Genomic DNA, 16,534 nt, shown 5'->3' with positions numbered 1-16,534 from the left:
AGCCTTTTCATACGCTGGCACCTCTGAACCGGGACGCCGTAGCGCGGATCACGGTGGTGATGAGGAACACCAATGCAGCGACGATCACGATGGCGCCGCCCGTTGGCACGGGGATGTGGAATTGCATGGGGGCCAGGATGCCGACCACGCAGGAAAACGTCGCAATCAGGATGGCGCGCACGACCAGTCCCGGGAGCGAACGGCTGATGTTGCGTGCCGCCGCCGCCGGAATGAGCAGAAGGGCTTCGACGAGCACGGCGCCGATGATCTTCAGGCAGGCGACCGTCACCAGCGTGACCAATACGACAAACAGGTATTCGACGCTTCGCACGCGCACACCGCGAGCATGCGCCAGGCTCGGATTGAGGCTGGCCAGCAGCATGCCGTTGTACAGCGGCAGTCCGAGCAGAGCACACGTCGCCGTTACCACAAGCAGCACGTTCATGTCGGTGTAGTCGACCGCCAGGATGGAACCGAACAGCACGCTTTCCATCACGTGCGTGTTGATCTTCGCCGACACGAACAGCAACAACGACGCCCCGACCGCCAGCGAGATGGACAAGAACACACCGATCAGCGTGTCATTAGCCAGCGTGGTGCGGTGCTGCGTGTACTTCAGCGTCAGGGCGAACAGCAGGCAGAAGCCGAACATTGAGAAGTAGGGGGAGGTGTAGGACTCGCCGATCAGCACGCCGATGGCCACGCCGGTCATCGCCGCATTGCCGACGGACTGACTGAAGAATGCCATGCGCTTGATCATCACCATCGAACCCAGCACACCCAGCAGCGGCCCGATGAGCAGCGCGCAAAGCAGCGCATTGATCACGAACTCGTACTCGAACGGCTGCGGCAAGATGCCACTCGCGGCGAGCGCCTGCAGCTGGTTGCGAATCAATTCATACAGGGCGCTCATTAGTTACCCTCCAGCGGGTAGGCGACCTGGTCGGGCGGGCCATGAAACAGCACCCGCCGGTTGATAACGGTCATGGATTGCGCGATGCGCCTGACCTGTTCCAGGTCATGGTTGATCCAGAGGATGGTGACGCCGCGGCTGTTCAGCTCCGCCACCAGTGCCTCCACCAGGCGCACGCCCGGTTCGTCGATGCCGGCGGTGGGTTCGTCGAGGATCAGCAGCCAGGGCGCCGGGCTGATCGCCTGAGCCAGCAGCACTCGCTGACGCTGGCCACCGGACAGGCTGCCAAACGGTTTTGCGCCTATTCCGGCCACGCCGGTGCGCTCCAGCGCCTGGGCATTGGCCGCCTTGGCGGATCGGCTTGAGCCCAGGAAGGCCGGCCTGCGTTGGCCGAGAAGGGCCATGATGTCGTTGACCGTCATCGGCACGTTGCGGTCGAAGTCCGGCAATTGCGGGACATACCCCATCGGCGTCGTGACCTCGCCCTCGAACCGGACCGTCCCCGAATGCGGCATCTGGCCCAGCAGTGCGCGCACCAGTGAAGTCTTGCCGCCGCCGTTCGGGCCTACCAGGCAGTGCAGCGCACCGGCTTCTACTCGGAAACTCACCTTGTCGAGCACTTGGGTGCCTCCCAATTGCAGGGAGACGTTGTCGAACACAATGGCGGGGCCGCGCATCGCTTGTTCCTCCTTCATCGCGTTCATCGCTGCGTAAACTCGACGGCTTCGGCCAAGGTCTCGAGGTTTTCGCGCATCGCCACCTCGAATTCGTCCGGGCTATAGGTATCGCCGGTGATGTGAGACAGCGCGAAAACCTTCACGCCGGTGGCTGCCTCGATAGGCTTGGCGAGGTCGAGGGAAAAATTCTTCTCGGCGAAAAGCACACGCACATTGGCCTTCTTGATCGCGTCGATGGTGTTGGCCAACTGGCGCGCAGTCGGCGCGACGCCGTGACGCGGCTCGATCACGGCGCTCACGAACAGGCCGAACTCCTGCATCATGTAGTCGTAGCCAGCGTGCGTTGTCGCGCACCGGAACGAAGACAAATCCAGCGCGGCGAAGCGGGTCATGAAGCCAGCCCTCAGCTCGCGGATACGCGCGGCATACGCCAGAGCGTTTTGTCGATACGCCGCAGCGTTGTCCGGGTCCAGTTCGCCCAGCCGGCGAGTGATTTCGAAGACCTGCTGTATCGCTGCCGTGGTGGATACGAAGGTATGCGGATTGACCACCTTGGCGTCGCCTTGGTCACCACCGATAGGGATAAGCGCAACCGAAGCATTGGCCTGGATAATCGGCAGGTTCGCCCCACGGCCGGCGGCCTTGATGATCTGAAAGGCCCATTCATCGTGTCCGATGCCGTTGACGACCAGGACATCGATGTTCATCGCGCGGGTGATGTCATCGGGCTGCGGCTGATAGTTGTGTGGATTGGCCTCGGCTGGAATGAGCGCAACGACCTCTGCCCGATCACCGACGATGTTTGCCACGAAGCTGTAGTAGGGATGCAGCGTGACGCCGATTTTTAGCTTCTTGCCTGAAGAGGGTGTGGTGCCTGCAAGTGCGATGGCGGGTATCAGCAGCAATAGCGCGATGCATCGGCGCCACAGTGCGCGGTGTTTCGTAGAAACGGTCATGGCTGAGTTCCTTTTACGCGTTCGACTTCGCTGGCACCGTCGTAGGGGATGACCTGGCGCCAGCCATCGCCGACCAGCGACTCGGGCTTGACGATGCCAGGGTAGGGCGCGTTCGGGTTGCGGTGGATCCAGATCGTCGCTTGGTTGGCCCACATGACTCCGGCATGCGCGTGACCGATGACGAGCAGGTAGGCGCTCTGGCCCGGCGCGCGGCCGGCTGAGCCGTAATAGACCGTAGCGCCCTGGCCCTGGGTGGCTTGCGACACCTTGTTGGCAGTCTGGTCCGGCGGGGTGACAGGCGCGTCGGCGTGCTCGTCGCCGGAAGCGGCATGCGGCTGGTGAGTGCCGGGCAGAATCAATTGCCACTGCACCTCGCCATTGGTCTTCCAGAAGGCGTCACGGTAGAAAGGCGGCAGCAAAATTTTCTGCGCACGCTCCAGCGTGATCCAGCCGCCGGTGTCGTTGTTGAACCAGATGATTTCTTCACCGGCAGGCAGCAGCGCGCTGTGGATGGCCTGATCGACTTGACCCAGGCCATCGAAGGAACGTACTTGCCAGCTCAAGGGTGTCGGTGGGCCGGCTTTCTGGGGTCGCAGCGTTATATATCCTGCCACGCTGGCGATGACTGCCAGGACCGCGAGCAACAGTGCCAGCGATTCCCATCGGCCGGATACCGGGCGTACGACCTTTGCGTGATCGCTGGGCCTATCTGCGCCGGATGCGCGACGTGGCGATAGAGGAGCCATCAGAGAAACGCGATCCAGCGGCCGAGGAATACCACGCCCGCCCACAATGCCAACGAACTGAACCCCGCGACACGCGCCTGGCTGGGAGGCACTCGCGTCGTGTCCCATTCGGCAATGCGGCGAAAGACGCCCAAATGGAATACCCCCATGTTGAGCCCCGCCAGCATTAACACGCCCATCTTGCACAAGAAGGCAGTGTTCTCGGCATAGGTCGTGGCATTGGCGGCGAACATGAGCAGGCCGGTGATCACGCAAGCCACGAACGCGACCCAGGTGAACGGCAGCAGGTCTTGTATCAGCCGTAGCGCACTGCGGCGATGGGAGGCAACGCCAAGCAGCCGCAAATCGACGACGGCGATGGTGCCGAACACAAGGGCAATGCCGATCACATGCACCGATTCAAGGGTTGGAAAAGCGGAGCCGGACTCTCGGATGAAGGTGGCGACAGAGGTGTCCTGTAGGGCTTGCAGCAGGGGTTGAATGTCCATGGCGAATACCTGGGAGCTTTCGTTGAAAACGCTTAGATCGCGTAGGCGATCCAGCGGCCGCAGATGATGACGACGCACCACAAACCGATCGACAGCCAGGCTAACGCCTTGACGAGACGAGGCTCGCCAACACGTTTGGCATCGTCGGCAGGGCGCAGCAGGGGACGCCGTAAAAGCGAGGTCAATGTGAACGCACTCACGACCAGGGCCATCTTCAGCCAGAAGGTCGAGTTGACGAGAACGCGGTCAGGCTCGGCGATGATCATGATCAGTCCCGTGAAGAGCAGGACGAGGAGCGCATTGCGCATCCACGGGTAGTAACGGCGCACGACGCCGCGCAATGGCTCGTCAGTGGCGAACACACCCGCCAGCCGAAGATCGGAGATCACCGCAGAGCCGAAGAGCACGGTGATGGCCAGGATATGAATGCTCTGGACGGTGGGTATGACCCAGAGAATGTCCCTGATGGTTGTGCTTAAAGGTGACGCATAGATCCAGCCAATGATCAGTGATGATGACATCTGCTTTTCTTCCACATGGGGTTAGAAGTCTTGAGGTGTTGCGATCGGATGCAGGCCCGCCGCATCTTCTGGCAGTAAGTACCCTTCCTTGATCGAAAGGGCTTTGGCGTCTTCGAATCTCTGTTCGTAGTTGCTGAAGCTTCCATAACGCTGGGCAAGTACTTCCTTGGAGTAAGGCACCTTGGTGTCGTAGATCAGGCCGCAACCGGTCTCCTGGTCAGTGAGGTAGGTCGCACTGGGCACCTGAATCCACGGCGGACGTACGCCCCCTTGCAAGTTGCCGCTAACGGGATCACGCGCGGCGGTCTTGCCATCGCGGGCGACCCGCGGAGCATTCGGCATGGGTTTGCCGTTGCGTACCCATTGGTCCATGCGATCCAGAAGCGAGGATACGACCAGCTCCGCCGGTTCGTCGTACAGCGTCCGGCACCGTGGGTCGTCACCTTTGCCGACGTCGGCAGCGAACAGTTCGGTATGTTCCGTACCGAGGTCGGCCAGCCGCAGGTGCGGCATGCCGGTCACTTCGTAGTAACGAACCTGCGGGCTGTCGGTGTCCGGCGGCAGGTTGATGCCTTCGATCACGTCATGCATCAGTTCGGACTGGCTGTAGACGGTCACGAACGGCACGCCGTCGGGCGTCTGGCGCGGCAGCCGGATGACGTCGCCGCCCACCTCTCCGTAGGCCATGCGGCCGGTCATGTAGGCATCGATCAGCGGCCTTGCGTCGGGCATGCGCCACTGCTGGTGCCGGCCCTGGTCGAGGTAGTCCATCCAGACTTGCGCGGTCACGGCCCAGCTATTGACATAGACACGTTGCACGTCGAGTCCTGCCAACGGGCTTTGCGCCGCTTTGGTTTTCAGCAACAACGCCAGTTGCGCGCCGATGCCCTGGGACTGTGGAGCGAACGGATCGGGACCTTCGCCGCGGGTGAAGTGTTGCGGGTCGTAATAGCTGCCCAGCGGCGCGTAGCGTGCAAAGTCGAAGCGGCGCATGAACTCGAAGTTCACGATCCGTCCGTACTGAGCGATCTGATCGGCCTCGGCCGCCGGGGTGTCCGAGATGAACTTGGGGTCGACTGGCGGCTTGTTTACATTGAGCGTGTACCCGACGTACGCATAGCCGCGACGTAGCAAGTAGTCGCGGGTCAGGATCCAACCCGCGGCGCGCTCGCCGAACCAGCTGAACGGCTCGATCACGACCGTGCCATTGAAGCGTGCGGGGTCAGCCGGTTTGCGCACCAGAATGCGGGTGGTGTAAGGCGCCTCCAACAGGGTTTTGCCCGAGGCGGTAATGGCCGGGGCGACGCCTTGCAGGTAAAACTCTTCCTCGATATAGCCGTACTTGTCGAGGTCGCTGTATTCGGTTCCCGGGCGTTTGGCCGACGACAGCGGTAGCTTGCCGGAAGGCGGCACGGGAATGGCCGTGGGCATGCGGGGCATCTCGGCGAATGAGTTCGACGAGAGGAGCAGCGACAGCAGGACGCTTTTCAGCGTCGGCCGCAGGAGGCTGAGGGTTGTCAGTCGTTCCATTCGGTCAGCTCCAGTTGGCGATTGATGAGGCCGTCACTCGAGGCTGAGGGATGCCTTGCCCTCGCTGTCGATCACGATCTGGTTGTTCTCGCAGACGTACTCTTGAATGGCGTAGCTGGACCGCTTGTAGTCGAACGTGAAGCGATACGGTGCCTTGAGCACTTGCGGATCCTCGATCACGACCTGGTTCTCCAGGTGATCCGGCGCCGTCAGCCTGATGCGTTCGGTGATCTTCATGTCCTTGCCGTGCGGAACGTCGTAGAAACTCACGTCCGTTCGCACCCGTTGTGTTTCCACGACGAGCGTGTCGCCTTCCCAATGGCCGCGTGAATGGCCTTGATATTTAGGGTCCAGGGTCTCTTTTGGAGGCATCGCTTGGTTCAAGAGAATCCGGCGGACCTGCTGGAGATACTCACCGAGAACAATCACTTGCTTGTCGTCGTGAATGATCTGGATCGGAAAAAGCGCCGCCATCATCGTCGGCATTCCCTCGGGCAGGCATCTGGAGCTCGTTGTGGCCAACGGCGTTCCGGCCTCGTTCGCCACGGCTTCTTTCTTCTTCAGCGCGACGTATTCGTCGGCATAGGGCGCCTTCAGGTCCATCGGTCCGCCCGGGTGCACCGGGTTGTCCGGGTTCTCACCGAACCAGTCGTCCGGGGTTCGTTCCCAGGTGCCGCTGATGTCGGGGCGCGCGCTGACGCTGTGTTTGTCGCTAAGAGGTTTGGAAGGTGTCGCGGCGTTGCACATCCCGGCGACCGTCACGAGGGCGATGCCCAGGACGATCATTGCCGTGTTCAAGGTTCGTGTCGGTTTCATTGAAACGTCTCCACGCTGCTGGTCTGGTCTGGTCTGGTCGGTGAGGTCTTCAGGATGCCGGGAAGGGGCTTCCTATCCGCCGCCCGTGAGTACGACGTCTCCGATCTTGATTTCCACGAGCAGCCCACCCGGCTCACCGTTTTTCAACGGTTTGAAGGACACCTCGGCACTCTCGCCGGCCTTGATCGACTCAGCGGTCCAGCCCGTGCGCTGTAACGCGTTGACACTGCCCGTTTCGATCTTGAATCGCTGGGCGGGTGGGCCGGGTGTATCGACGTAAATCGTGATGTGGGGATTGGTCCAGGCAAAGCGCTCAACGACACCCTTGATCGAGACCGTCTGGGTCTGATCGAAAAGGGCGAACGAATGGTGGGCACTGGCGATAGGTGCCAGGGCACTGCAGGCGAAGAGGGTCAGAAGACAAAGCCCCTGACGTAATAACGGGGAGTGTGACAAGGGGGTCATGACGGGTGCCTCGGTTCTTATGGTTCTTATGGGCCCAGCATAGGGGCGTTGCGTTCAGAGGCCGTAGCCCAAAACGGCAACCATTAAAGGCACCGGAGGGTGCTTTTCAGTGCAGGAGATATCGCGCGAAGAGGCGGGCGGCCAGCCCCTTGAAAGTGCTGATTTGGGTTACCGCTTGGGCAACCCAAGCCTGAACACTCGCGGCTCGCCTCATAAATATAAAAACAGGAGAGACGTCATGCGCACCCTCAGTTACGCCCCATTACTTTCGCTGGTTGCACTCTGTACCTTTGAGCCGCAGGCACACGCCTATCAGCTCTATAACGAAGACGATGGAGCAACCGTCCTGAATGCCGACCTGTCGGCGGCGTTTGGCTGGTTCGGCAGCGAGAAGAACTACATCGCCGACCCTGAGAGGGAGCCCGGCAGGATGCGGTGGCAAGAAGGCTTCGCCAAATACGGTCTCAACGGCACGACCGATAAGATCACTGCCGGCTCGATCTATGGCGGGCTCAGCTGGATCAGCACGGGGTCATTTGGCGATGGGGACGCGGGAGGGCTCACCGTCGGGGATGAAAGAAGAACGGCGGTGGAAGACGCCTACCTGGGCTGGAAGTCAGGTGATCTGATTCCAGCACTGGGCAAGGACGGCGTTGATTTCTCTTTTGGCCGACAGCTCGTTACGGTGGACGGCTTCCTGATCACCGATGACGGGTTCGCCCCCGGGAAGGGTTTCAATCCTATCCCGGGCGTTGCGGATGGCCGGTTCAATCGTGGCGGCGCCTTCTACCTTGGACCGCGGCTGGCGTTCGCGCATACGGCAGTCTTGAAGCTGGGTGGTACGCAGGGCCTTCACAGTAGCCTGATATGGCTCAAATCCGACAACCCCGGGCAGTCGAAGACTGAAGTGGCTGGCGCCACCCTCGACTACACGACGCCCATCGGCTCGATCGGTTCGACGTACGTGCACGGCCTCGATGTTGACGAGCGATTTGCCTTTGGTGATCGGCTTGAGCGCAAGGGCATGAACATCTACAGCATTCGTGGGCAGGGCAATGCCGGGATCGAGAATGCCGACTTTGCGTTTGAGGTGGCACGTCAGGAAAAACGTTCAGGCTCACAGCGGGCGATGTTCTTCGAAGCGGGCTACACCTTTGCCGACACCCAATGGCAACCGACGGTGAGCTATCGATATTCGCGCTATTCCGAAGGTTACGACTTTCTGTTCCAGGGAGGTTTTCGCAAGCGATTCCAAGGTGAAGTCGCCGCCAATTACGCAGGTTCGGTGACCTCAAACATGGCGATCAACGACGTGCTCCTCTCAGTCAAGCCGACCGATAAATTGACCCTTAACGCCATGGCCTTCAACTACCACCAGCTCTCCCGTACGCATGAGCAGGACTTCACTGCGCGCGAGGTCGATCTTTTTCTGGATTGGATGGTGACGGATAACGTCACAATCTCGCCGCTGATCGGCTTGTATACGCCCCAGAAGTGGCTCGGGGACGGTGGTCTGCAGAGCGGGAGCGCATCAACCAACACTTACTTCCAGTTCATCGTGTGGGTGGCTTTCTGAGTCGCCGATTGCGCCGTAACAACGAAGGTTTGTTGTCGGTATCTTGATCAGGGGCGCCACCGGCGGTGGCGCACTCTGGAGGTGAGGTCGCCAGGCAACAGGCGATCGAGGAGGGGCCCGTCAAGTGGCTTTTTTTCCGACGAAGCCCATCTCGATGGGGGTCTTTATGTAAAACACAGAGATCTCCTCAGCATCCAGCCTCTTGAGCAACTTTTCGGATTCATCCTCGGTGATAGCCATGCGAATTTCCGTAGGCTGATCCGCGAGTTCAAAAAAATGCGAAGAGTGCAGTCGACCGGTGTGTCCAAAACCCTCGATAGCTGTCGACAGAGTCGCACCTCGCAGCCCCATCTCTTTGGCCACATCGACGATCCATTCGCCAAGCATCTTTCCCTGATAACGACGGTTCTGTTGAGTAAAGAAAATCAGGAGAAAGCCTTTCATTTTCATCTCCTCATCGCATGCCAATGAATTGGCAGGACAGAAGCCCGGCAGCGCCAACGGTGATAACAACGAGTGATTTCAGCGTGAGGGTATCACCTCGTCAGACCTGGGCCAGACGGGTATCAGGTAAGCACAACAGAACTGACGACTTCAAGAACCCCGTGCGCAAGTGGCGCTACCGGAAGTCAGATCCATCAAGGCGTGGACGTCTTGCGCCCACGCCTCATCAAGTCACAGCATGCGGCGCAGGACATCGTTTCGAGGGTCGCGGTCTAAAAACCGGTGTTTCAGGGCGCCCGCGACATGCAACAGGATCAGTCCGAGCAGGGTGTAGGCCAATACTTTGTGCAGCCATTGGAAGACGACGAACCAATTGTCATTTTTCGGAAGGAGTTCCGGCAGGTTGACCCCAAAAAAGAACACCCCGTCGCTCATCGTGTAGGTGCTCGACATTGAATACCCCATCAACGGCACGATCACGATAAGCGCATACATGACACGCTGCGTAAGCCTTGACAGGAACTTTTCATAGCTCGCCAGCGTTTCCAGCGGCTGCGGAAGCACGGGAGTCCGAAAACGCAGGGCGATCTGGGTCAGGACAACCAGAAACATCAACACGCCAAAGGATTTGTGCCACGGGTAATAGAGCTCGTACTTGCTCGCCACTTCGTCATTCAGACCGGTCATATGCCAGCCTGCCCAGAGCAGGCCTGCGATGAGCGCGGCGCGCACCCAGTGCAAGATTCGCAGGGACGTCGGATACCGATCGGTTGTCTGTTGATCTATCGGGTTCATCGCAGTCTCTCCAGTGATTTTTCAACGGCATCAGGGATGCACTTTTGAACGGTCACCCTCCACGGCACGGGGCCCGGAGGGTGGTTCGGTCAGGACAGGTTTTGTGCTCAGGAAGGCAACAGCACGGTGATGACTTTCTCCTCGGTGTAGGCCACCGCGCCGGCAAACCCGCCTTCACGGCCGATACCGCTGGTCTTTATGCCGCCCCAGGGCAGGTTAGCGTCCAGCGGGCTCCAGCAGTTGATACCCACGGCACCGGCCTTCACCGCAGCGGCTACCCGGTGCGCTCGCACCAGGTCGGTCGTCCAGACCGTGGCCGCCAGGCCGTAGCTGGAGTCGTTGGCCAGTGCGATGGCTTCCTCTTCGCTGTCGAACGTGATCAGCGTGCCGACGGGGCCGAAGATTTCGTCCTGGGCGATCGCCATGGTGTTGTTGGCGTTGGTGAAGATCGTCGGTCGCACAAACCAGCCACGCTCAGGCGTCGATACACCGCCGGCCAATAGCGAGGCGCCTTGGTCGATCCCCAGTTGGATATATCGGTTAACGCGATCGAATTGCGCTTTCTTGGCCACCGGTCCCATCTGTACGCCGGGCTGGCGAGGGTCACCCACATTGACTGACTGCGCCGCATCGGCAAGCGCCGCGCCAAAGCGATCGGCGATGCTGCGGTGGACCAGGATGCGCGAGCCAGCGGCACAGACCTGGCCCTGGTTGGCGAACAGGCCAAGTGCACAGCCGCGCAGTGCGTCGTCGAAAGAGGCGTCGTCGAAAACAATCTGCGGACTCTTGCCGCCCAGCTCCAATGCCACGCGCTTAAACAACACGCCGGCGGTGCGCTGGATTTCGCGCCCGGCCTCGGGGCTGCCGGTGAAGCTGATCTTGGCAACGTGCGGGTGTACGCACAAAGCGCGACCCACCTCATTGCCGTAGCCGGTGACCACGTTGATCACGCCGTCCGGGAAGCCCGCTTCCTGAGCCAGTGCTGCCAGGTGCAGGGCAGACTGCGGCGTCTCTTCCGAAGGCTTGATGACCACGGTGCAGCCTGCTGCCAGCAACGCGGCAAGCTTCCAGACGGTGATCATCAGCGGCGAATTCCAGGGGACGATGGCGCCGACCACACCCACGGGCTCGCGTACCGTGTACGAAAGGGTCTTGGTGCCGAAGTAGCCACCTGTGGGAATGGTGCGACCTTCCAACTGGTTGGCCCAGCCGGCAGCGGCGCGCAGATTGGCGATCGCGTTGGGTAAGTCCATCCGGCGCGGCTCGATGGGGGAGCGCCCGATGGCGTTGGCGTCCAGATCGGCCAGCAATTCGCTGTCGCGTTCAACCAGGTCAGCGAGTTTCGATAGCAGTCGGCTGCGCTGGGCGCCGTCGAGCTGGCTCCAGGCGCCACCCTCAAGTTGACGGTGCGCAGCCGCCACCGCGCGGTCCACGTCCTCAACCGTGCCCCGTGCGGAGCTGCCGTACACCTGTTCTGTCACGGGGTTGATGAGGTCTATGCGACGGCCGTCGGAGGCTTCGAAGGTCGCGCCTTCGATGAAGTGATTCAAGTGCTCAGTCATTTTTGTGGTCCATAAGTGATGTGGTCAGGTCACGCCTCAAGGGAAGCCAGGGCATCGCCGAAGATGTCCAGTGCCTTGAAGAACAGCGCGCGCGAGATCGTCAGCGAGGGCATGACTCGCATCACGTTGCTGTAGCGACCGCAGGGAATCATCAGCACGCCGTGGTTCAGCAGGTAGCCCATGAGCTGGCCGATTTTTTCGGGCGCCAGGGGGGCCTTGGTGACGGGGTCTTCGACCAGCTCGATACCGATCATCAGGCCGCGGCCGCGGACTTCAGCGACAAACCGGCTGTTGAAGCCACGGATATATTCCTGAGCGTCCAGTCCCAGCGTATGAGCGCGGTTGATCAGATCGAGCTCCGGGTCCTGCAGGATGCTGATGTTGGTCAGCGCCACCGCGGCGGACAACGAGTTGGCGGCGAAGGTATTGGGCATCGATCCGTCAGGAATCGCCGCCGCCAGGTCTGAACGCATGATCAGGCCCGCCATTGGCAGGTCGCTGCCGATGCCCTTGCCGAACGTGAGCATGTCTGGCTTGACGCCTGAGTGCTCGACCGCCCACATCTTGCCGGTGCGCCCTGCGCCGGATTGCACTTCATCGACGATCAGCAGCGTACCGCTGCGGTCGCATGCCTTGCGCAACAGCTGCAGGAATTCTGCCGAGGGGGGCACGTAGCCGCCTTCGCCCTGCACCGGTTCCACAATCACGGCAGCCACGTCATCGGCGGCGGTGTAGGGGGTGTTCAACAGGTAGTCCACGTATTCACCGGCGATTTGCTCGGCGCTTTTGTGCGTGGTGTCGAAAGGGAAGCGGTAAGCATAAGGGTAGGGGGCGTGAATGACCCCGCCCATCTGCGCACCGTAGCCCTTGCGGTAGGCCGTACCTGTCGTCAGAGAACCCGAAGCGTTCCACACGCCGTGGTAGCCTCCATGAAAGGCGACGATCTGGTGCCGCCCGGTGATGCGCTTGGCAAACTTGATGGCGGCTTCCAGCGCATCGCTGCCGCTTTGCGTGAAGAAGGTGATGCAGTCGCCACGCAAGCCGTCGGGCGCGATCTCGGAGAGCTTGGCTGCCAGTTCAGTGCGCCGGGTACTGTTGACTTCCAGGGCATGCATCAGCACTTCGGACTGTTCTCGGATCGCCTGCACCACCTTCGGATGGCAGCGGCCTACGCTGCTGACGCCCACGCCGGCGGACAGGTCGATGTAAGTGTTGCCATCCGGGTCCTTGAAGGTAGCGCCGAAGGCACGGTCCATCGCGACGGGCATGCGTCCGCCGCCGCGTGCCATCGACTCGGTACGCGCCGACAGCGCCAGGGCCTCGCTGGTTTTCGGGCCGGGAAGTACGGTGGAGGTAATCCGCGGGGCATCCGCGAAGTGGAGGGATTCAAGTTTGGCTTCACTCATGACGTTCTCACTGCATGTCGATTTAAGTGTGCTGATCATCTCCGTGGCGTGCCTGGGGCCGGTAGCCCGAATTGGCACATGGGTGAGCCGCCCTGAACGCATCTTCCAGCAGTGAATTTGAGATGCCACAAACAAATATGCAGAATTTTTACTATGTGCGAATATCGCAAGGGATGGCGATCTAAAAACAAGAATATTGGCAGAGGCTTTCGACATCATGAAAAATCAGACTATCAGCCATTTCAGCGACGTCCATGCCCATGCGGCCACCGTCCAGGAGTGGAACCAGGACTACAGTCAGTTAACCGCAGGCTCGACCGAGAGTTCGCTGATGCAGTTGTCGACGGCGGGTGTCCACGTCTTTCTCGAGCAGATCAACCAGCGTGTCGTGCAGCACGGCGTGGCTCCCCGAGGCAAGATGTGCTTTGCAGTGCCGATCACCACCCCGGGTTCGATTCGGATGCAAGGGCGAGAGGCGGACGATAGCAGCCTGTTTTTTCTTCAAGGTGGCGAGGAGTTCATGTTCCATATGCCGATGGGCATGGAGTTGCTGTCCATCACTTTCGAGCGTGAGTTGTTCGAGCAGGCGTTGGCGCAAACGGCTTCGGCGAAAGAGGTCAGCCAATTGTTGCGTCAGCCGGTGATCAGGGTTTCCGCGCCGCGCTTTGCAGACGCACGTCGCCGATTGCTGGCGATGTTCTCCCAGGCCCTGGTGTACGAAGAACTCGACAGCACGCGAGATCGGGAGCGGGAGCTGGCGTTTGAGCAGGCGATGCTCGGCGAGTTGCTGCAACTCATGACCGACCCGGCCTGCGACAAGCAACAACGCACCACAAGCTCCACGCGAAGCTTCATTGTCGAGAAATGCCACCGTCTGGCGACCTCAGAGATGATCGACGTGCCCAGCGTGATCGAGTTGTGCCAGCGACTCCAGGTCAGTCGTCGTACCGTGCAGAACAGCTTTCGCGCGGTTGCCGAGACGACGCCACTCAATTACTTGCGCTCGGTGAGGCTCAACGGTGTACGCCGCACCTTGATGTCCACCCGCGCCTCGCAACTTTCGATTGGCGATGCCGCTGCCCAATGGGGCTTCTTTCACCTCAGTCATTTTGCGGCGGAGTACCAGGAGCTGTTCGCAGAGTTGCCGTCCCATACCCCGCGCGCGGCCATCGCCGCCTGCGCTCGCGCCTGAACATTCACCCTCGGCACTGTGTGGCGGGGCGACTGTCGGCTCCACAAGGATGTAGAAAAGATGAATAGCGTTCGCCGTCTGCTCATGGTCTTCGACCTGTTCCGCCCGGAACAGCCGATCATTGATGTGGACATCATTTGCCGCGAGCTCGGCTACACGCCCGCCACCGCCTATCGTTATTTGCGCGAACTCGGCGATGCGGGACTGTTGAAGCGATTGCCGCGCGGCTACGCACTCGGCCCGCGAATTTTCACGCTCGAGCATCTGATGACGAACTACGATCCGTTGCTGGCCTGCAGCCGTGACCTGGTCGAAAAGCTGGTCGCCGACACCGGCCTGGATGCGCTGGTCAGCGAGTGGCATGGCGATTCTGTGGTCAACGTCCTGATCCAGCGTGGCTCCGATGCCGGCCCGGCCGGTGGCGGCAGGGGGAGGCCGATCGATCTTTTTCACAGTGCGACCTCCCGCGTCGTACTGGCTTATCTGCTACCGCGTCAGATCCGGCGCGTCTACGACGCTCATGCGAACCCATCCCAATTGCAGAGTCTGGGGCTGGAGTGGAAGCCGTTCATCAAGAGCCTGCTTGCCATTCGCAAACAAGGCTACTGCATCAGCGAAAGTGAGCTGTACCCGGGGCGCAGTGGCGTCGCGGCGCCGATTTTCGACGAAAAGCGTCGAGTGCTCGGAAGCATGACCCTCGTTGGGCTCAGTGAACGGTTCAATGCGTTTCAGCAGCGCTATCTGTGCGACCTGGTGACCGGTGCGGCGTCGCAGCTAACGGCGCGTCTGGCCTTGCAGTGAGGACAGGGAGGGCGTCAGGTCATGGCGGAACAGGTTACCGATTTGGGATACCGGGGCGTTCACGGTGAGGCATAGGATCGAATCCAGCGTGCGACATCTATCGGTGACGGTGAGCGGCTGTCTGCACCGATCCTACAGCGACTGCCTCATACAATAAGGTCAAAAACATGAGTGTATCTATCCCGATCAACAGTTCGACGGAGTTGAAACGTGGTGCCTTGGGTATCGGCTTCATCATCTTTTTCGTGGTGTCGGCGGCGAGCCCGTTAAGTGTCATCGCCGGTGGCTTCCCGATTGGCATCATGCTGGGCAATGGCGCGGGTACGCCGGCGCTGCTGATCCTGGCGTTGCTGGTGTTGCTGGCGTTTTCAGTGGGCTACACCACCATGTCCCGCCACCTGACCAATGCCGGCGGCTTTTATGCATTCACCTCCCGCGGTCTGGGTGGCCTGGCAGGTGGCGCAGCCGGGGTGTTGGCGATGTTTGCCTATAACATTCTTCAGGTCGGGCTGTATGGCATGTTCGGTGGGGTCGTCAGCGGCACCATGGAAAGCATGTTCGGTCTGGTGATGCCGTGGTGGTCTTACTCATTGATGGCGATGGCGAGCATCGCGATTCTGGGGTATCGCAAGATTGACCTGTCGGCGCGGGTACTGTCGGTGATGGTGATTGCCGAGTACCTGGCGATTCTGATCCTGGATTTTGCCATCCTCAAATCCGGCGGCGACAGCGGCATCAATTTTGACTCGTTTGATCGCAGTCATGTGTTTAGCGGCACTCCGTCAATCGGCTTGCTGTTCTGCTTCGCGGCGTTTATCGGCTTCGAGGCCACGACCATTTACGGCGAAGAAGCCAAGAACCCGCAGCGTACCATTCCGATTGCCACCTACTGCTCGGTGTTGCTGATCGGTGGTTTCTACGCGCTGTCGGTGTGGTCGATGGTGGTGGGTGTAGGCGCGGACAAGATCGTGCCGATGCTGCAGGCCTTGCAGGATCCCACGACATTTATCTATGGCATGTCCGACCACTTTGTCGGCCCTTACCTCACGCAGATTATCCGCGTGCTGTTCATGGTCAGTATCTATGCCGGCCTGCTGGCCTTTCATAACGCTGCGGCCCGTTACTTCTACGCCATTGGGCGTGACGGCCTGTTGCCGCACCGCTTGGGTACAACCCATCGCGTTCACCAAAGTCCCCATATGGGCTCGGCGTTGCAGAGCCTTATCTCTGCCGTGGTTGTGCTGGTGTTCGCCGCCATGGATGCCGATCCGATCCTGCAGCTGTTTGCCTGGCTGTCCAACTTGGCCACGCTGTGTGTGATTTTGCTGATGGCGCTGACTTCCGCTGCGGTGTTGTTCTTTTTTCGAGGTCATCCGGAACTCAAGGTGGGGATCTGGCGTGGGCGGATTTTCCCCGGTTTTTCTTGTGTTGCCCTGTTGGCGGTCCTGGTCCTCGCGGTGGTGCATTTCGATGTGTTGACGGGCGCCAGCAAGGCTTTGTCGTACGGTCTGTGCGCCATCATTCCCGCGGCCCTGCTGGGTGGCGTGTTTCTGGCGGCTCGACTTCGCAAGGCATCGCCGGAGCGCTATCGGGCATTGGGTAGCCATAAGCTTTGAGGCTCCATGCGCAACCGTTCAACTGAAACC

General features: G+C 60.5%; 17 protein-coding genes. 4 read left to right on the top strand and 13 right to left on the bottom strand.

Annotation, left to right across the window (positions count from 1 at the left end; all coding sequences use genetic code 11):
- Positions 1 to 7: 7 nt before the first annotated feature.
- The 9 genes from ACM6I0_RS10870 to ACM6I0_RS10830 form a co-directional block, all read right to left on the bottom strand.
- On the bottom strand, positions 8 to 913 hold the full coding sequence (locus ACM6I0_RS10870) for a metal ABC transporter permease (protein WP_285435016.1): 906 nt from the start codon (positions 911 to 913) through the stop codon (positions 8 to 10).
- A complete protein-coding gene (locus ACM6I0_RS10865) occupies positions 913 to 1,617 on the bottom strand; it encodes a metal ABC transporter ATP-binding protein (protein ID WP_414922230.1) in 705 nt (234 codons plus the stop codon). Before ACM6I0_RS10865 ends, ACM6I0_RS10870 begins: the two co-directional genes overlap by 1 nt.
- The gene (locus ACM6I0_RS10860; RefSeq protein WP_285435014.1) at positions 1,614 to 2,546 is read right to left on the bottom strand and encodes a metal ABC transporter solute-binding protein, Zn/Mn family; all 933 of its coding nucleotides are present in this window, start codon (positions 2,544 to 2,546) and stop codon (positions 1,614 to 1,616) included. The genes ACM6I0_RS10865 and ACM6I0_RS10860 overlap by 4 nt, the downstream gene beginning before the upstream one ends.
- Entirely contained in the window at positions 2,543 to 3,292 is a 750-nt protein-coding gene (locus tag ACM6I0_RS10855; protein WP_414922229.1) for a DUF6162 family protein, read from the bottom strand. The genes ACM6I0_RS10860 and ACM6I0_RS10855 overlap by 4 nt, the downstream gene beginning before the upstream one ends.
- Entirely contained in the window at positions 3,292 to 3,780 is a 489-nt protein-coding gene (locus ACM6I0_RS10850) for a DUF6644 family protein (protein WP_285435012.1), read from the bottom strand. Before ACM6I0_RS10850 ends, ACM6I0_RS10855 begins: the two co-directional genes overlap by 1 nt.
- 32 nt (positions 3,781 to 3,812) lie before the next feature.
- A complete protein-coding gene (locus ACM6I0_RS10845) occupies positions 3,813 to 4,301 on the bottom strand; it encodes a DUF6644 family protein (RefSeq protein WP_285435011.1) in 489 nt (162 codons plus the stop codon).
- A 21-nt stretch (positions 4,302 to 4,322) separates the two neighbouring features.
- Positions 4,323 to 5,831 (bottom strand): alpha/beta hydrolase domain-containing protein, encoded by a 1,509-nt coding sequence (locus tag ACM6I0_RS10840; protein WP_285435010.1) that lies wholly within the window; start codon positions 5,829 to 5,831, stop codon positions 4,323 to 4,325.
- A 33-nt stretch (positions 5,832 to 5,864) separates the two neighbouring features.
- Positions 5,865 to 6,647, bottom strand: coding sequence for a hypothetical protein (locus ACM6I0_RS10835; RefSeq protein ID WP_285435009.1), 783 nt, complete (start codon positions 6,645 to 6,647; stop codon positions 5,865 to 5,867).
- 72 nt (positions 6,648 to 6,719) lie between these two features.
- Complete coding sequence (locus ACM6I0_RS10830; RefSeq protein WP_285435008.1) at positions 6,720 to 7,112, bottom strand: DUF6152 family protein; 393 nt, start codon at positions 7,110 to 7,112, stop codon at positions 6,720 to 6,722.
- Between the two features lie 238 nt (positions 7,113 to 7,350).
- Between ACM6I0_RS10830 and ACM6I0_RS10825 the strand changes: the two genes are divergently transcribed.
- Positions 7,351 to 8,688, top strand: coding sequence for a hypothetical protein (locus ACM6I0_RS10825; protein WP_285435007.1), 1,338 nt, complete (start codon positions 7,351 to 7,353; stop codon positions 8,686 to 8,688).
- Between the two features lie 120 nt (positions 8,689 to 8,808).
- Here ACM6I0_RS10825 and ACM6I0_RS10820 read toward each other — a convergent pair whose 3' ends face one another.
- The 4 genes from ACM6I0_RS10820 to ACM6I0_RS10805 all read right to left on the bottom strand — a co-directional run bounded on the left by ACM6I0_RS10820 (position 8,809) and on the right by ACM6I0_RS10805 (position 12,895).
- Positions 8,809 to 9,132 carry a DUF190 domain-containing protein gene (locus ACM6I0_RS10820; protein WP_285435006.1) on the bottom strand — a complete coding sequence of 108 codons (324 nt, stop codon included), beginning with the start codon at positions 9,130 to 9,132 and terminating at the stop codon, positions 8,809 to 8,811.
- Positions 9,133 to 9,363: 231 nt separating this feature from the next.
- Positions 9,364 to 9,927 (bottom strand): cytochrome b, encoded by a 564-nt coding sequence (locus ACM6I0_RS10815; RefSeq protein ID WP_285435005.1) that lies wholly within the window; start codon positions 9,925 to 9,927, stop codon positions 9,364 to 9,366.
- A gap of 107 nt (positions 9,928 to 10,034) precedes the next feature.
- On the bottom strand, positions 10,035 to 11,489 hold the full coding sequence (locus ACM6I0_RS10810; RefSeq protein WP_285435004.1) for an aldehyde dehydrogenase family protein: 1,455 nt from the start codon (positions 11,487 to 11,489) through the stop codon (positions 10,035 to 10,037).
- 29 nt (positions 11,490 to 11,518) lie between these two features.
- On the bottom strand, positions 11,519 to 12,895 hold the full coding sequence (locus tag ACM6I0_RS10805) for an aspartate aminotransferase family protein (protein ID WP_285435003.1): 1,377 nt from the start codon (positions 12,893 to 12,895) through the stop codon (positions 11,519 to 11,521).
- 217 nt (positions 12,896 to 13,112) lie between these two features.
- Here ACM6I0_RS10805 and ACM6I0_RS10800 point away from each other — a divergent pair, with 217 nt between their 5' ends.
- The 3 genes from ACM6I0_RS10800 (at position 13,113) to ACM6I0_RS10790 (ending at position 16,504) form a co-directional block, all read left to right on the top strand.
- Positions 13,113 to 14,087 carry a helix-turn-helix domain-containing protein gene (locus tag ACM6I0_RS10800; RefSeq protein ID WP_285435002.1) on the top strand — a complete coding sequence of 325 codons (975 nt, stop codon included), beginning with the start codon at positions 13,113 to 13,115 and terminating at the stop codon, positions 14,085 to 14,087.
- A gap of 60 nt (positions 14,088 to 14,147) precedes the next feature.
- Complete coding sequence (locus tag ACM6I0_RS10795) at positions 14,148 to 14,888, top strand: IclR family transcriptional regulator (RefSeq protein WP_414922228.1); 741 nt, start codon at positions 14,148 to 14,150, stop codon at positions 14,886 to 14,888.
- Positions 14,889 to 15,055: 167 nt separating this feature from the next.
- Complete coding sequence (locus tag ACM6I0_RS10790; protein ID WP_285435000.1) at positions 15,056 to 16,504, top strand: APC family permease; 1,449 nt, start codon at positions 15,056 to 15,058, stop codon at positions 16,502 to 16,504.
- Positions 16,505 to 16,534 lie beyond the last annotated feature (30 nt).

The organism is Pseudomonas sp. IT-P294, assembly GCF_949767865.1.
Classification (GTDB): Bacteria; Pseudomonadota; Gammaproteobacteria; order Pseudomonadales; family Pseudomonadaceae; genus Aquipseudomonas.
This window is presented reverse-complemented; position numbering and strand designations above follow the sequence as displayed.

Coding starts and splice junctions, on each gene's coding strand:
- ACM6I0_RS10870 (WP_285435016.1), bottom strand. CDS start 913: ATGAGCGCCCTGTATGAATTGATTCGCAACCAGCTGCAGGCGCTCGCC.
- ACM6I0_RS10865 (WP_414922230.1), bottom strand. CDS start 1,617: ATGAACGCGATGAAGGAGGAACAAGCGATGCGCGGCCCCGCCATTGTG.
- ACM6I0_RS10860 (WP_285435014.1), bottom strand. CDS start 2,546: ATGACCGTTTCTACGAAACACCGCGCACTGTGGCGCCGATGCATCGCG.
- ACM6I0_RS10855 (WP_414922229.1), bottom strand. CDS start 3,292: ATGGCTCCTCTATCGCCACGTCGCGCATCCGGCGCAGATAGGCCCAGC.
- ACM6I0_RS10850 (WP_285435012.1), bottom strand. CDS start 3,780: ATGGACATTCAACCCCTGCTGCAAGCCCTACAGGACACCTCTGTCGCC.
- ACM6I0_RS10845 (WP_285435011.1), bottom strand. CDS start 4,301: ATGTCATCATCACTGATCATTGGCTGGATCTATGCGTCACCTTTAAGC.
- ACM6I0_RS10840 (WP_285435010.1), bottom strand. CDS start 5,831: ATGGAACGACTGACAACCCTCAGCCTCCTGCGGCCGACGCTGAAAAGC.
- ACM6I0_RS10835 (WP_285435009.1), bottom strand. CDS start 6,647: ATGAAACCGACACGAACCTTGAACACGGCAATGATCGTCCTGGGCATC.
- ACM6I0_RS10830 (WP_285435008.1), bottom strand. CDS start 7,112: ATGACCCCCTTGTCACACTCCCCGTTATTACGTCAGGGGCTTTGTCTT.
- ACM6I0_RS10825 (WP_285435007.1), top strand. CDS start 7,351: ATGCGCACCCTCAGTTACGCCCCATTACTTTCGCTGGTTGCACTCTGT.
- ACM6I0_RS10820 (WP_285435006.1), bottom strand. CDS start 9,132: ATGAAAGGCTTTCTCCTGATTTTCTTTACTCAACAGAACCGTCGTTAT.
- ACM6I0_RS10815 (WP_285435005.1), bottom strand. CDS start 9,927: ATGAACCCGATAGATCAACAGACAACCGATCGGTATCCGACGTCCCTG.
- ACM6I0_RS10810 (WP_285435004.1), bottom strand. CDS start 11,489: ATGACTGAGCACTTGAATCACTTCATCGAAGGCGCGACCTTCGAAGCC.
- ACM6I0_RS10805 (WP_285435003.1), bottom strand. CDS start 12,895: ATGAGTGAAGCCAAACTTGAATCCCTCCACTTCGCGGATGCCCCGCGG.
- ACM6I0_RS10800 (WP_285435002.1), top strand. CDS start 13,113: ATGAAAAATCAGACTATCAGCCATTTCAGCGACGTCCATGCCCATGCG.
- ACM6I0_RS10795 (WP_414922228.1), top strand. CDS start 14,148: ATGAATAGCGTTCGCCGTCTGCTCATGGTCTTCGACCTGTTCCGCCCG.
- ACM6I0_RS10790 (WP_285435000.1), top strand. CDS start 15,056: ATGAGTGTATCTATCCCGATCAACAGTTCGACGGAGTTGAAACGTGGT.